We start from the raw sequence: 14,044 nt of genomic DNA, 5'->3' as shown, positions 1-14,044 counted from the left end.
CGCAATTAATTCGTCTCTATCAAAATATCTGTTACTCTCTTTGCTGAATTTCCTCAATTAAAATTTTCATCTCCGCGATCTCTCGCTCCTGTGCAGCTATGATCTCATCTGCTAATTTTCGAACACGCTCGTCTTCTATCGTTGCTCGTTCACTAGCCAAGATGGCAATGGAATGGTGTGGAATCATAGCTTGCATGTAATCCACATCATCTATCGTCGCCTGACTGCGCACCAACCATAAAGAAACACCGAAGATTAAAAAACTCGCTCCCAGTATGATAATATTCCATTTCTTATTATCATACATCTTCCACATAAACGATAGCATCACAACCGCCATCACGGATCCCATAATCAACGTCATTAAGAGCCGCATCTCGCTGAAATAAATATGATTTAGCTGAAATACATTCAAGAACATCAAAAAATACATAATTACCGTAGAGACCAAAATCATAATTCCAAAGCGTACATACTTCTTCATAACAATCTCCTCCTAGTTGTAATTACTCTTTACATCTCCTATCTCCATTATAGCCACACGCGGATGACGGGTCAAAAATCCTATTTCAATTTTGAGGAGGTCGCCCGTCAATCCATCAAACGCCTCTAGGGCTAGTAGGCGTGTAAAAATTAGAAACTTTGACTAATCCCTATATTCGAGAATTTTGAAATGCATTTACTTTTAAGTTGATTTTCATTCAGTGCTCTCTCTTTTTAGACCTTCTGAAACAGAAGAGGTGGGTTCATCCTACCTTCTAGATCCACTCATAATCCCCACCACTTGATTTAGGTGTAACAGGGCTTTCTCCAAGAATGCCTGCTCGGACAAAACACAAACAGCGTGGCCTTCTTGTTGCAAAGCTTCCACTTTTTGCATCTTCAGACTTCGCGAATCTTCTTGAAAGAGATTGGTGTTCGCCTTCCCCACAACCAAGATTGTTGTATCTTTAGTGACAGCTGCTTGCGGTTTTCCTCCTAAGGCAGTGACTAATGCCTGCGCTTGTTTCCGAGAAAACGTATCCAATTTACCTGCAAATACAATTTTTTCGCCCCGCAACATAGTATCACCTGCCTTTCCCCTCAGCTGGAAGGGTTCTTTTCTCTATTTTACCCTTCTCGAAAGACTTTTATCAAGAACGATTAGCGAACGTGTATTCTTTTTTCAGAAAAAGGCCTTATATTACTCTCAACCTAACCTTAGACCCCTTTTTACTTTAAAGTGGGTGGGAAAATAAAGGGTTTTAAGACACTTTCAGATTGAAGAATGAACGACTCCCATTCAAATCTACTAAATTTAACGACAAATAAAAAATTCCTCGAGTATAATCGAAAAAACAAACAAATAAATAAGTTTTTAGAGTATAATCGAAATATATGCATAAAAATAAAATTATTAGCGTATGCTCGAATAAATATTTGGAAATGAGACATATTTCGCTTATGTCACAGGATTTTAGGAGGAACAGTATGTTTAATCGTCAGAGTTATTTAGATAAATTGATTCAGGCAAAAGACAGCGATTTTGTAAAAGTACTGACTGGGGTCCGTCGCTGTGGGAAATCAACCCTTTTAATGCTGTATAAAGACTGGCTGCTGGAGCGTGGCGTCGAAGAAAATCAAGTTATCGAAATCAGTTATGAGAGGATGGAAAATGAACCTTTGAAAGACGGCCACCGCCTCCATGCTTATCTAAGGGAACGGATTCCAGGACAGAAGCGGGTGTATCTGCTGATTGACGAAGCGCAGGAAATTCAGGGATGGGCTAAGGTTATCAATAGTCTCAAGGTGACGTTCAATGCGGATATTTATGTGACTGGGTCAAACTCCAGTCTTTTTTCTGGAGAATACCTTACTTATTTATCCGGACGGTATATTGAAATAAAGGTCTATCCCTTGTCTTTCCGTGAGTTTTTGGAGTTTAAACAGTACGATACGGTAAATAACCTAGAACAACATTATCAAGAATATCTCCGCAGCGGATCCTTCCCCGCAGTGAACCTGGTGGAAGACGAAAATTTGATTCGAACGATTAACCAAGGACTCTTTGATTCTATTTTCTCAAGAGATATTATTAGCCGCGGTGAAATAAGAGAAATTGGTGGCTTCTACAAGGTCGCAAAATTTGTATTTGATAACATTGGCAACAGTCTGTCCACCAATAAAATAGCCAATACGTTGCGCTCTGAGGGATCAAAAATCAGTCATGACACAGTGGATAATTACTTGATGTTGATGTGTAACGCCTATATTCTCTACCAGTGCAGTCGTTATGATATACGCGGGAAAGAGCTCTTAAGAACAAACGGAAAGTATTATATTGTCGATATGGGGTTACGCAATCAATTGATCGGCTATAAGTCTTCCAATATGGGACATGATCTTGAAAACATTGTGTTCTTAGAGTTAATCAGACGAGGATACCAGGTTTTTGTTGGCAAAAACGGGACCGCCGAAATTGATTTCATTGCGGAAAGATCGGAGACGAAAATGTATATTCAAGTCTCTCTATCGGTGATGGACGAGCAGACAAAAGAACGAGAATTCAAAGCTTTTGAAAAAATTACCGATAACTATCCGAAATGGTTGATTACGATGGATCGCTTGGATATGTCCCAAAATGGCATCCTTCACAAAAATGTATTTGATTTTCTATTGGAAGAGTAGCGGTATCCATATAAAGCCGTGAGCAACTCTTCTGTTCTTCCTTCCATTAAATGAAAAGCGACTCTTTCTGATTTATCTACAGAAAGAGTCACTTTTTATATAAGTCAGTGCGAAATTAAATCCTTGCGGGTAATTCTCCTGTTAAATAAAATTTTAAATAATACGCTAAAAATGCATAGAGTTCCCATCTATGCATTCAAATATAGTAAGTTTACTGTAAAGAAATCAGTACAGTGGCCGTTAACAGAGACTAATAAAAGCCTATCAGCGCTAAACTAAATTGGCTCTTACATAAATTTGGTGAGTATCATAATACATCTGTTTGTATTTATTGGAGTATGAATCATAGTAAGTACTTTTGAGTTTTGACTATTTTATTCTCACTTGCAAAGTATCAACCCGTAAAAAATAAGTATGTGCTCATCAATTGAAGATGGCACATACTTATTCTAGTTGCTTATGGAATTATATTACTTTCCTATTATCTTGTTTTAGTTTGAAGATTTACTACCTGTCTAGACCTGTAATTCGAAATCAATTCATCGTAACTTTGATTTTTACCAAATAGCGCAGACGTACCAAGAACAAAGCCTTTCACGCCTAAGGACCTCCACTTTTGAATCTTATCTGGGGTTATTGCACCATCAACAACTAATTCAAAATGATGATCAGTTTTGAGCGTTAGTAGTTGATGGATTTTATCATCAACAAAGTCTAAATATTTTTGGCCCGAAAAACCTACATAAACCGTCATTACCAAAACATAATCTACAAGAGGTAATAGTTCTTGTATCTCAGAAATTGATGTACCTGGATTTAGGACGATACCCGCCTTTTTTCCGTAACTTTTTATTTTATATAACGTTGATTCAGGTAGGTTCTCAGAGTTAGGATGGATATATATGATATCCGCTCCTAATTCAGCGAACATTTGGACATAGGCACTTGGTTTTTCTACCATTAAGTGAACATCTAGCATTAAATCAGTCGTTTCTCGAATGACCTTAAAATCTTGTAACCCCATACCAATTGTAGGAACATATTTTCCGTCCATAATATCAATGTGGAATATATCTGCACCGGCCTTTTCTAAGCTGGTTACTTCATTTTTCAAGTTACCAAAGTCTGCGCACATCATTGACGGACATAAGTATATATCAGCCATTGAATCCTCCGTTTCATCCTAAATTTATCATTTACTCAGAAAAAAATATCTGATAAAACTTGACTAACTCCACTACTGTTATTATCTGGACAAATTATATCTGCCATTTCTTTAACTAATGGTGAAGCATTATGCATTGCAATAGCTAAACCAGATAAATTCAACATTTGTATGTCATTCTGTTGGTCACCTATAGCAATTACATTTTCTCGATCAATCTCTAACGAGCGCATAATTTTCTTTAAACCAGATGCTTTATCAACATTTTCTTTCAAAATCTCAAAATACATTTCATCACTACGTACGCAGTTATATTTTTCGACAAACCACTGAGGGAGTAGCTGAGTTTTATGATTCAACATTTCGCTATCAGCTGTGAATAAAGCTTTATGGATATGCTCATGATTAGCAAGGGCTGACGGAGTTTTCGTAAAGATATCCATATCAGATAAATAAGCGTCTAAAATAATGTACTTGTTGATTGGATTGTTATGGGTAATCAATTGATTGCTATCTAAGAAATGCAAGCTTATTTCTAAGTCATCAGCCATTTGGATTATCTCTTCGATTTCACTCCGCTTAAAATGCTCTTCATGAATGATTTTGTCTTGAATCACGTTATACACGACTGCACCATTGTTGCAGACCAAAAAATCAATGTCCCCGTGCTCAAACATATTTAGATACGGCTTTACTCCAGAAATTGGTCTACCTGTACTTATGACAGTAAAGATACCTTTTTCTTTGACTTGTTTAATTGCTTTTATGTTTTCCTCAGTCAATTTCTTTTCATCATTAAGCAATGTCCCGTCCATATCCATCGCTATTAGTTTGTACAAATTATACACCTACTTAAAATATAGTTTTGGGGTTGCAATGACTACTTCCTCCGCAGCTTGAGAGATACTTATCGCTTCGTCCGGTAAAACAAGGATGCTCATCCCAGCCAGTATGCTATGACCATCAACACACATACTTCCTTTGGAAACGGTGATAGCTACCGCCACGTCTGTGGTATTGTGATATACATTCTCTAAAGTTTTTCTTACCATAGTATATGGCTGTTCTGATACCAGAGTGTCTTTTGGAAATGCGCTGCTTTTAACACGGTTTTCGGTATTCAAGGTCTCTATTGCATCGTCTAAATGTAGGTCTCGAAGTTTTCCGTCATTGTCTAAACGATTATAGTCAAAAAAACGATATGTGATATCTGTCGATTGTTGGATTTCATAAACAAGGGATCCACGTGTCAAAGCGTGAAGAGTACCCGAAGGGATATACACTACATCATCTTTCGAAACAATGATTTTACCAACTACACTTTCATAGTCTCCGTTCAGAATACTCCGCTTGATTTCCCTTTTATCCTCTATCAGTGAATCAGCATATATCCAGCCTTCGCTGGGAGGCTCAATAAAATACCATGATTCACTCTTACCATATAAGGCATTTTCATGAGTTATAGCATACTCATCGGTTGGGTGAACTTGTATACTTAGATTTTCATCTGCGCTAGTGAACGAAATAATGATTGGATAATCAAAACCTGCTGTGATTCCGAATTTTTCAGGGGCTGCTTTTACAGCTTCATAAAGGGTACGGTGCTCATCCCCTGCTAAAATTTCATTGCTCAGCGCTTCAATGCCGGATACAGAATAGACCGATCCTATTCTATCAATATGGGAATCTCCTGAGTATTGGTGCAGCCGAGGGGTTCCCCAAATTCTTTCCTTTGAAACTGGCTTAAGTACTATCATTTTTCGATCTCCCTTACATCATTACTTATTGATTTTGTAGTTTAAAATACTCCTAGCAATACACCCACAGTAACAATTGCTGTCAAAATAAGTATAACTTTGGTAGCACTCATTCTTTTTTTAGCAATTAGCCACCACGATAATATGACCATCAATAATGGTAGCAATCGCGGGAAAATTCCATCCATGACTGACTGGAGCTCCTGTACCTCAGTCCCCATCGGTATCGTTAATGCAGTTGATAAATAGATATTAGAAGCTGCTAGTCCTCCAACTACCATAATCCCTAAGATATTAAAAGCATCTGTGATTCTCTGGGCATTTTCTCCAACAATAACATCGATTGCATTGACACCTAATTTATAGCCATAATTAAAGGATAAGTAGCTTATCAATGGACCTGCGATACCAAATGAAATCATGTAGAATAATGGTCCGATGGCACTTCCGTTAACAGCCATTCCCATGGCGATGGAAAGTAGTAACGGAACAATGATACCTTGAATGATTGAATCGCCAATTCCTGCTAGAGGGCCCATTAAAGTAGCTTTGATATTGACAGGCATATCTTCACTTACTTCTTCACCTAAAGCAATCTGTTCTTCTAAGGACGTCACAATTCCATTAATTAATTGTCCGGTTTGTGGTTCTGTATTGTAAAACATAGAGTGTCTAGTCATCAATCGGCGTTGCGCTTCGAGATCATCTTTATAAAATTTCTTTGCGAATGGAATAAATGCATATGCCCAGGCATGAGCTTGTAACTTTTCATAACTCATGGATGACAGATGAGTAAAACCCCAACGAGCCCAAATTTGTCTACGATCTTTAACTGTTAATTTTTCTTGCATTGCTGTTCACCTCTCCGCTCTTTAAAATAATTCGTCATCTTCGAATACTGCTGCACTAGATCCTCCGCTCTCAGTTACAACACCGCGGCGCTCTGAAGCAAGGTATACAACATACGCAACAAGTGCTGCAATAAAGACTAAAGCAATCATACTTAGTCCAGCGAATGCCATCAGTACAAATCCAGCAAAGAAGAATATAAAATGACTACTTTCTTTAATAACAATATTCATTAACATTGCGATACCTAATGCAGGAAGTACGCCACCTAGGACTGAAATAATATGTGTAACTACTTCTGGAATGGTATTCAGCAACCCATCAACTAGAGGTTGTCCATAATAAACGGCTAGAAATACAGGTACTGCACGAAGTAAAAAGGTGGTAATTTGTGGTCCAATTACATGGTTGAATGTGATACCGTTGTAATCAAGTTCTTCTGCAGCCTTTTGTGCTTTCGTATTCCAGAAAGAATACGCTGCCATTCTACTATTATAGAAAATCAACCCGAAGGTTTGTCCGATTAAAATTGCAAGAGTGACTGCAATTGCGGGATTCCCTCCAGTTGCCATTGCTAAACCAATTCCGCCATAAGAGGCATAAGTGATTTCGCTATTGGTAGCCCCACCAGTTGACAAATTTGCGATGAACACCCCTTGGACAGCGACACCACAGAGAACGCCTGCCGTAACATCGCCAAACGCTAAACCGACAAGTAATCCAGCAACTAACGGTCTCCCTAAGATATAAAACCCACCAGTGATACCGAACAACCACGGTGTTTCAATCGCACCGAGATAGCAGAAAATCCCTGTTAATAATGCTGATAGCAACAAACTAGTTTCCATTTATATAACCTCCCTCATTAACTCATAGAATCATATTTTTTCTTCATTGTTGGCCAATTTTTAATGTCATCATCCGGTAATAATTGGAATTGAACATCTACCCCCTGATTATAAATATAATCGAATGCTTCATAATCTTCCTGATCAAGAGCTACAGTTCGACCTAAAACTTTTGTACCTGGCCTTGTATTCATTGGGCCAACATTCAATGTTTTACCAAAGTCAACACCAGCACGTAATAAGCTAGCAAATGTCTTTGGGGAATCACTAATCAAAAAATAGTCCTTAGGGCCTTCTATAGCTTTAGCAATTTTTTCAGGAGCAACTTCTTCGGAATAGACTCCTAACTTTAGATTACCAGCTGCCGCTCTCAACACTTTCTTACGTAATTCATCACTTGCAATATTATCCCCCACAACCAGTACCCCAAAGACATTTCTTGCTTTAGTCCAACGTGTTGTAGTTTGTCCGTGAATGACGCGATCATCGATTCTTACTAAGGTAATAGACATAAATACTCCTCCAATTTAGATTAATAAAGCTGTTATTTTATAGTCCCAAGTCGTCTTCCGAATCAGATTCTTCCAATGAGATTGATTCTTTACCAGTATCAACGGCTAACTGTGCTAGCTGATCTAAGTCATTAATAGATGAAAGTGATAACCCAAGCTCAACTAACATAGGTAAATTCATTCCAGCTATTAAACGTACTTTACCTTCATGCATTAACTTATAACTATAGCTTTCGTTATGGGGCGTTCCTCCTTTGATATCTGTCAGAATTAACACATTATCGTTAGATGTCAGTTCATCTAACAATTCATTGAGCTTATTCCTAAATGTGCCAATTCCACTATCATCTAAACTGATAGCATGAATGTCTTTATTTTTTCCCGCGATCATCGTATAGCTCTCGAATAAACCGTGGCAAAAATTCCCATGTGACGCTAAAACAATTTTCATAATATCCTCCCTATATGTAATGTCATATTACTTGTTAACGATTTCATTCTATATCAGTTAAACGCCCATGTCAACGCATTTGTGTTATTATTTTAACATTTAAGTGTTGACATATAGTTAAAAGGTGTTTTATAATCCGAATATGTAATGACATAAATAAAGAAATGGGAGATGATCACCAATGACAAAGAAGTACACTATTGATGAATTAAGCCGTTTTATAGACCATACCAATCTTGCCGCCTATGCAACTGCAGAAGATATGAGGCTGCTGTGCGACGAAGCTAAAGAATATCATTTTAAAATGGTAGCGATTAATCAAGTTCAATCAAAGATATGCGCTCAATTTTTAAAAGATACTGATGTCAACGTCGGTGCAGCGATCTCTTTTCCATTAGGACAAACGTCGATAGAATCAAAAGTTTACGAAACTGAAGATGCAATTAAAAATGGCGCCACCGAGATTGACTATGTCATTAATTTAACCGAAGTAAAAAATGGTAATTTTGATTACATCAAAGATGAGATGGAGAGAATTGTTAGCGTATGCACTGATCATAACGTAATATCAAAAGTGATTTTTGAGAATGCGTATTTAAGTAAAGAAGAAATCGTTACGCTTTCAAAAATTGCGAAAGAAGTAAAGCCAGATTTCATCAAAACTTCTACCGGGATGGCACCAACGGGAGCTACAGTAGAGGATGTTAAACTTATGAAAGAAATTGTAGGTGATGAAGTAAAAGTTAAAGCCGCTGGAGGAGTTCGTGATGTTGACACATTCATTAAAATGGTTCAAAATGGAGCTGAACGAATCGGAACTAGTTCTGGGATCAAGATAATCGAAGATTTTAAGAACCAGCTACTAACTTCCGGGAAAGAATTTATGGAATTTTAAATAAATTTAAACTCTCTTATTATTTGATAATACTAAGAGAGTTTTTTTTGGAAGGATAATTTATCTAATGGACAATAAAAAATTACACGAAGGAATAAGAGAGGATTTACTTGAGAAAATACTCAACAACACATATAAATTGCATGAAAAAATCCCCAAAGAGCTCGATTTAGCCGAACAATATGGAGTGAGTCGCCCAACCGTAAGACAAGCAATACAAAGTCTTGTAAATGAGGGGTATTTAGAGAGAATCAAAAGAAGTGGGACTTTTGTTCGTCAAAAGAAAATTAATCAAGAATTCACCCATATGATTAGAAGTTATGAAGATGAAATACAGCAAAAAGGGCTACATCCGGTAACTAAAATCATTTCCTTCACCAAAGAAAATGCATCCCAAGATGTAGCACATAACTTAAATATCAACGAGAGTGATAAAGTATTCAAATTAACGAGATTAAGATATGCAGGAAATGAACCTGTTGTATTAGTTACAACATATTTCCCATATAAAGGATTAGAGAAACTGGAAAACGTAGACTTTGCACACAGGAGCCTATATAAAGAATTAGAATCGTTAGGCTATCCCGTTGTTTCTATACAGCGGAAACTAGAGGTAATAAAAGCTGATGAACTTTCTGGAGTCATGCTTAACATTCCGATTAATGATCCAGTATTCTATTTCCATTCTATTGGGAGTACAGTTGATGCAACTCCAGTTGAATATTCTGTTTCTTGGTATCGAGGGGACGTAAACTCGTTTGTATTTAACATCAACATCACGTAATCAGCTAAGGAAATAAATCCTATTCCATTAGACAAAGAATTCTTCACCACTTATCGTAAAAAATATCGGAGTAACAATTTAATAGGTTTATTTGAATCATACAGGAGATATGAGGAGGACACGCCAAGATGGAAATGCTATTAAAATGGGCGATAGTAGGAACTGGAGGTGTTGCCCATGAATTTGCCAATCAGTTTCAATCAGACAATGCTGTTATAGAGGCTGTAGTATCCAGAAATCAAAACGCGGCTGATACTTTTGCAAATAAATTTCATATTAATAAGGCATACAGCGATTACGAAAGCGCTCTATCAGATAGTGAAATAGACATAATTTATATTGCGATTCCGCATAATATGCATTACGAGTATATCTATCGGGCATTAGAAGCTCACAAACATGTGGTCTGCGAGAAAGTTATTGTGTTGAATAGCAGACAATTACGTGTATTGAGAGAACTTGCCGATAAGAACGGTTTGTACCTATTTGAAGCTATGACAATTCACTTTATGCCTGTTTATAAAGATGTAAAAGAGTGGATCAAAACAAACGATTTAGGTCCTTTAAAAATGATTCAGGTCAATTTCGGGAGCTATAAAAACATAGAAGATCGCTATTTCTTTAAAAAAGAACTAGCTGGCGGTGCACTTTTTGATATAGGGGTCTATGCCCTAAATTTCGCCCGGTTCTTCTTGTCGGAACAGCCTAACAGCGTCCTCACACAAGTCGTTATGAATAAATCGGGTGTTGATGAAAGCTCTACTATAAGTTTAAAAAACGAGAAAGAAGAATTGGCTAATATATCTCTAACATTCAGAGCAAAGATGCCAAAAGTAGGGATAATTGCTTTTGAGAATGGTTATTTTACAGTTGATAATTATCCGAGCGCAAATAATATCTTATTCACATCTCATTCAGGAGATAGCGTATCATTTGAATCCGGATATTCTACCAAAAGGCTTAATTATGAAGTGAAAGAAATATCTCAAATTGTTTTAAGTAAAACATCTAATCCATACATAGATTTAACCTCAGATGTCCTTGAAATAATGGATAAAGTACGGAAGGAATGGAACTTAACATATGATGGTTTCGAAACTATTTGAATGTACAGCAACAGCCAGCCACACAACTATTATCTGTTAATCTGAATTAATATAGTTAACTAAACATAGCAGGCAGATTATATCGCACCTTACTTCAACCGGATGGAAAATTTGAATATCGACGCAAAAGAAGTGATTACAGAATTGCGAAGAGTCATCGACCGAGACAACAGCAAAACAAAAATCTTAGCTGCCAGCTTCAAGAATGTTGGACAGGTCAATGCAGCTTATGAGTGTGGCGCACATGCGGCTACCATGGGTGTGGACATCTTGGATAGCGCCTTCGATATGCCTTCAATCAACAAAGACGTAGCGGATTTCTCTTCAGATTGGCAGTCTGTTTATGGTACGACTTCGCTGGATGTCCAACCAGAGCTTTTGGTTTAAACTAAGCAAGCGCAAACTGATCAACAAACACGCGGTGCATCTTTGTTGATCCTTGTTTGCTGTAGTTGATTTTTTTATCTTTTATTATTTGTGAATCAAATCGCTTTTTGAGCGATAAAAAATAGCAGAGGAAGCTTTCGTTTCCAGACATTTGAGGAGACGATTCTTCAAGGAGGAAATCAAATGGAAAAAATTTTTGCAAGCCCATCCCGTTATATTCAAGGAAAAGATGTATTGAAAACTGGTCTAAGTCATATCGCTGAATTAGGGAATAAAGCCCTATTGTTATCGGATGATATCGTCTGGAAGCTGGTCGGCGAAGAATTGAAGGGCAATCTTGAAGCAGAGGGCATCGCAGTCGTCCATGTCCCATTCAATGGAGAAGCATCTGTCAATGAAATCACCCGCGTCACAGCAATCGGTACAGAAAACGGAGTAGATGTAGTCATTGCGCTTGGAGGCGGAAAAACGATCGATTCCGGTAAAGCAATCTGCGATAATTTGCAGGTTCCGATTGCTGTCCTACCGACTATCGCTTCGACCGATGCGCCGACTTCGGCGTTATCCGTCATCTATAATGACGCAGGGGCCTTTGAGAAATACTTATTCTACAAGAAAAATCCGGAGCTCGTAATGGTGGATACTGCAGTCGTCAGCAAAGCCCCAACACGACTGCTTGCTTCAGGGATAGCCGACGCGCTGGCGACTTATGTGGAAGCGCGCGCTGTCAAACAAAAACACGGGAATACCATGGCTGGCGGAAAACAAACCTTAGCAGCCATCGCGATTGCCGAAAAATGCGAAGCGACCCTATTTGAATATGGCCTTCAAGCAATGGCTGATAACCAAGCCAAATGCGTGACCGAGGCTTTGGAAGCTGTTGTTGAAGCCAACACCTTATTGAGCGGTGTCGGTTTTGAGAGCGCGGGCTTGGCTGCAGCGCATGCTATCCACAATGGTTTCACCGCGATAGAGGGGGACATCCATCACTTGACCCATGGGGAAAAAGTTGCTTATGGGACTTTGACGCAATTGTATCTGGAAAATCGACCAAAAGCTGAATTGGATAAATATATTGGTTTCTATCAAGCTCTGGGTTTGCCGACTACGCTTGCAGAACTGCATTTGGCGGGAGTATCTGAGGAAGAACTATTAAAAATCGGCACACAGGCTACCATTGAAGGTGAAACGATCCATCAAATGCCATTTGCAATCACGGCCTCAGATGTCGCGGATGCCCTCAAGGGATTGGATGCCTACGTAAAGATGGTTTTCCCGAAATAGGAAAAGTGAAAATGGAATGCGCAGTGAGATGACTGTTGTGCACTCCGATTGGAATAATTGGATGACCTTTACAAGGCATTTCCAGAATAGAAAATCATGGCATTCTGTCTTCAGGATGTCATGAGTTTTTTTGCTTTTTTCAATGGACTTCGAATCCTAGTATTTTGATTGTGCTATCATTTCGAAAAGCAGTCATTTAAAATGGAGGTGAGCGATGGTTTCGGAAGAGAAAAGGAATAGATGGGAAGCAGGTGTTGGGATTGAAAGACGATAAAAAGAATATGCTGGCGAAGGTAGCTTATCTGTACTATTTTGAGGAAAAAACACAGAATGAAATCGCTGAGGAATTAAAAATATACCGAACAACCGTCAGCAGAATGATCAAGCAGGCAAAGGACGAGGGCATCGTCAAGATCGAGATCCAGGAATTCAATACACAAATATATGCATTGGAACGGCATATGAAAAGTAAATACAAACTGAAGGACATCGAAATCGTTCCGGTCGTGGAATCGGATTCCAATGAAAAGAAAAATCAAAAATTATCGAAAGCAGCGGCTGCCTACATAAAAAGAAAAATAGAAATGGACAGCATTGTGGGCGTATCCTGGGGAGAAACGCTAGGCGATACGGTAGCGGAGATCGAAAGCAAGAAAAAAACGAATGCCATGTTTGTTCCTATTGCCGGAGGACCCAGCCATATTAATTCCAAGTATCATGTGAATACCCTCGTTTACGAAATGGCCAGGAAATTCAGTGGGCAGAATATTTTTGTGAACGCTACAGTCATTCAAGAGACGCCGCAATTAAAAAAGGGTATAATGGACTCCAAATATTTCAAGGAATTGAAGGATTATTGGGAAAGATTGGATATCGCCATCGTCGGAATCGGCGGCCCTTTGAGGATAAGGGAAAGCCAATGGCGGGACTTGCTGACGAAGGAGGATTATAAAGATTTGGAACTCCGTGAAGCCGTAGGTGACTGCTGCTGCCGCTTTTTTGATCACGAAGGAAAGATGCTGAAGGGCAATCTGTATGAAAGAACAATCGGTTTGGATCTGTACCATCTAAAAAAAGTTCCATTATCGGTTGGCATAGCAAGATCTAAAGTGAAGAGCAAATCCATCTTAGCGATGCTGAAGAAGAGCTACATCAATTGCCTGATTACGGATGAAGAAACCGTCCTGGAAATATTAAGGCTGGAAAAAGACCCATACTTGGATACTTATCAATTGAAGGAAATCTGAAAAAGATAAAGAAACCTGAATTATTCATACCACCCCAAATCTTGATATGAACAACTCTATTTCATCTGCAATATTGGATTTTTGGCAGAGCT

At 38.4% G+C, this 14,044-nt stretch carries 15 protein-coding genes and 1 pseudogene; 7 read left to right on the top strand and 9 right to left on the bottom strand.

Annotated elements, in window-relative coordinates:
- Nucleotides 1-31 precede the first annotated feature (31 nt).
- Both BMZ71_RS04035 and BMZ71_RS04030 read right to left on the bottom strand, forming a co-directional pair.
- Nucleotides 32-484 (bottom strand): DUF305 domain-containing protein, encoded by a 453-nt coding sequence (locus tag BMZ71_RS04035; RefSeq protein WP_068561783.1) that lies wholly within the window; start codon nucleotides 482-484, stop codon nucleotides 32-34.
- Nucleotides 485-751: 267 nt separating this feature from the next.
- Nucleotides 752-1,063 (bottom strand): BRCT domain-containing protein, encoded by a 312-nt coding sequence (locus BMZ71_RS04030; protein ID WP_086988504.1) that lies wholly within the window; start codon nucleotides 1,061-1,063, stop codon nucleotides 752-754.
- Nucleotides 1,064-1,470: 407 nt separating this feature from the next.
- Here BMZ71_RS04030 and BMZ71_RS04025 point away from each other — a divergent pair, with 407 nt between their 5' ends.
- Nucleotides 1,471-2,667, top strand: a complete 1,197-nt coding sequence (locus BMZ71_RS04025) for an ATP-binding protein (RefSeq protein ID WP_086988505.1) — start codon at nucleotides 1,471-1,473, stop codon at nucleotides 2,665-2,667.
- Between the two features lie 481 nt (nucleotides 2,668-3,148).
- Here the strand turns inward: BMZ71_RS04025 and BMZ71_RS04020 are convergent, their stop codons facing one another.
- Genes BMZ71_RS04020 through BMZ71_RS03990 form a run of 7 tightly spaced genes read right to left on the bottom strand, consistent with a single transcriptional unit; the run spans nucleotide 3,149 to nucleotide 8,249 of the window.
- Nucleotides 3,149-3,832, bottom strand: coding sequence for a ribulose-phosphate 3-epimerase (locus BMZ71_RS04020; RefSeq protein WP_086988506.1), 684 nt, complete (start codon nucleotides 3,830-3,832; stop codon nucleotides 3,149-3,151).
- Between the two features lie 35 nt (nucleotides 3,833-3,867).
- Complete coding sequence (locus BMZ71_RS04015) at nucleotides 3,868-4,671, bottom strand: Cof-type HAD-IIB family hydrolase (RefSeq protein WP_086988507.1); 804 nt, start codon at nucleotides 4,669-4,671, stop codon at nucleotides 3,868-3,870.
- Nucleotides 4,672-4,680: 9 nt separating this feature from the next.
- Complete coding sequence (locus tag BMZ71_RS04010; protein WP_086988508.1) at nucleotides 4,681-5,589, bottom strand: class I mannose-6-phosphate isomerase; 909 nt, start codon at nucleotides 5,587-5,589, stop codon at nucleotides 4,681-4,683.
- Between the two features lie 41 nt (nucleotides 5,590-5,630).
- A complete protein-coding gene (locus tag BMZ71_RS04005) occupies nucleotides 5,631-6,440 on the bottom strand; it encodes a PTS system mannose/fructose/sorbose family transporter subunit IID (protein WP_068624642.1) in 810 nt (269 codons plus the stop codon).
- 21 nt (nucleotides 6,441-6,461) lie between these two features.
- Nucleotides 6,462-7,286, bottom strand: coding sequence for a PTS mannose/fructose/sorbose/N-acetylgalactosamine transporter subunit IIC (locus BMZ71_RS04000; protein WP_068624640.1), 825 nt, complete (start codon nucleotides 7,284-7,286; stop codon nucleotides 6,462-6,464).
- A 17-nt stretch (nucleotides 7,287-7,303) separates the two neighbouring features.
- Complete coding sequence (locus tag BMZ71_RS03995) at nucleotides 7,304-7,798, bottom strand: PTS sugar transporter subunit IIB (RefSeq protein WP_086988509.1); 495 nt, start codon at nucleotides 7,796-7,798, stop codon at nucleotides 7,304-7,306.
- Between the two features lie 37 nt (nucleotides 7,799-7,835).
- A complete protein-coding gene (locus BMZ71_RS03990; protein ID WP_086988510.1) occupies nucleotides 7,836-8,249 on the bottom strand; it encodes a PTS sugar transporter subunit IIA in 414 nt (137 codons plus the stop codon).
- A 181-nt stretch (nucleotides 8,250-8,430) separates the two neighbouring features.
- Here BMZ71_RS03990 and deoC point away from each other — a divergent pair, with 181 nt between their 5' ends.
- The 6 genes and pseudogenes from deoC to BMZ71_RS03960 all read left to right on the top strand — a co-directional run bounded on the left by deoC (nucleotide 8,431) and on the right by BMZ71_RS03960 (nucleotide 13,952).
- The gene (deoC, locus tag BMZ71_RS03985) at nucleotides 8,431-9,144 is read left to right on the top strand and encodes a deoxyribose-phosphate aldolase (protein WP_086988511.1); all 714 of its coding nucleotides are present in this window, start codon (nucleotides 8,431-8,433) and stop codon (nucleotides 9,142-9,144) included.
- Nucleotides 9,145-9,211: 67 nt separating this feature from the next.
- Nucleotides 9,212-9,928: a GntR family transcriptional regulator gene (locus BMZ71_RS03980; protein ID WP_086988512.1), complete on the top strand. Its 717-nt coding sequence runs from the start codon at nucleotides 9,212-9,214 to the stop codon at nucleotides 9,926-9,928.
- Between the two features lie 128 nt (nucleotides 9,929-10,056).
- On the top strand, nucleotides 10,057-11,034 hold the full coding sequence (locus BMZ71_RS03975) for a Gfo/Idh/MocA family protein (protein ID WP_086988513.1): 978 nt from the start codon (nucleotides 10,057-10,059) through the stop codon (nucleotides 11,032-11,034).
- 72 nt (nucleotides 11,035-11,106) lie between these two features.
- Nucleotides 11,107-11,421 (top strand): annotated as a pseudogene (locus BMZ71_RS03970) (transaldolase family protein); the annotation flags it as partial.
- A 183-nt stretch (nucleotides 11,422-11,604) separates the two neighbouring features.
- The gene (locus tag BMZ71_RS03965; protein WP_086988515.1) at nucleotides 11,605-12,705 is read left to right on the top strand and encodes a glycerol dehydrogenase; all 1,101 of its coding nucleotides are present in this window, start codon (nucleotides 11,605-11,607) and stop codon (nucleotides 12,703-12,705) included.
- Between the two features lie 260 nt (nucleotides 12,706-12,965).
- Nucleotides 12,966-13,952 carry a sugar-binding transcriptional regulator gene (locus BMZ71_RS03960; protein WP_086988519.1) on the top strand — a complete coding sequence of 329 codons (987 nt, stop codon included), beginning with the start codon at nucleotides 12,966-12,968 and terminating at the stop codon, nucleotides 13,950-13,952.
- Nucleotides 13,953-14,044: the final 92 nt, after the last annotated feature.

Origin of the sequence: Trichococcus flocculiformis, assembly GCF_900113645.1 — a bacterium.
Classification (GTDB): Bacteria; Bacillota; Bacilli; order Lactobacillales; family Aerococcaceae; genus Trichococcus; species Trichococcus flocculiformis.
The sequence above is the reverse complement of the archived record's forward strand: the minus strand, read 5'-3'. Positions and strand labels throughout refer to the sequence as shown.

Bases quoted from the DNA above. Each gene is read 5' to 3' on its own strand.
- deoC (WP_086988511.1), top strand. From the start codon at position 8,431: ATGACAAAGAAGTACACTATTGATGAATTAAGCCGTTTTATAGACCAT.
- BMZ71_RS03980 (WP_086988512.1), top strand. From the start codon at position 9,212: ATGGACAATAAAAAATTACACGAAGGAATAAGAGAGGATTTACTTGAG.
- BMZ71_RS03995 (WP_086988509.1), bottom strand. From the start codon at position 7,798: ATGTCTATTACCTTAGTAAGAATCGATGATCGCGTCATTCACGGACAA.
- BMZ71_RS03990 (WP_086988510.1), bottom strand. From the start codon at position 8,249: ATGAAAATTGTTTTAGCGTCACATGGGAATTTTTGCCACGGTTTATTC.
- BMZ71_RS04035 (WP_068561783.1), bottom strand. From the start codon at position 484: ATGAAGAAGTATGTACGCTTTGGAATTATGATTTTGGTCTCTACGGTA.
- BMZ71_RS04010 (WP_086988508.1), bottom strand. From the start codon at position 5,589: ATGATAGTACTTAAGCCAGTTTCAAAGGAAAGAATTTGGGGAACCCCT.
- BMZ71_RS03965 (WP_086988515.1), top strand. From the start codon at position 11,605: ATGGAAAAAATTTTTGCAAGCCCATCCCGTTATATTCAAGGAAAAGAT.
- BMZ71_RS04000 (WP_068624640.1), bottom strand. From the start codon at position 7,286: ATGGAAACTAGTTTGTTGCTATCAGCATTATTAACAGGGATTTTCTGC.
- BMZ71_RS04005 (WP_068624642.1), bottom strand. From the start codon at position 6,440: ATGCAAGAAAAATTAACAGTTAAAGATCGTAGACAAATTTGGGCTCGT.
- BMZ71_RS04030 (WP_086988504.1), bottom strand. From the start codon at position 1,063: ATGTTGCGGGGCGAAAAAATTGTATTTGCAGGTAAATTGGATACGTTT.
- BMZ71_RS04020 (WP_086988506.1), bottom strand. From the start codon at position 3,832: ATGGCTGATATATACTTATGTCCGTCAATGATGTGCGCAGACTTTGGT.
- BMZ71_RS04025 (WP_086988505.1), top strand. From the start codon at position 1,471: ATGTTTAATCGTCAGAGTTATTTAGATAAATTGATTCAGGCAAAAGAC.
- BMZ71_RS03975 (WP_086988513.1), top strand. From the start codon at position 10,057: ATGGAAATGCTATTAAAATGGGCGATAGTAGGAACTGGAGGTGTTGCC.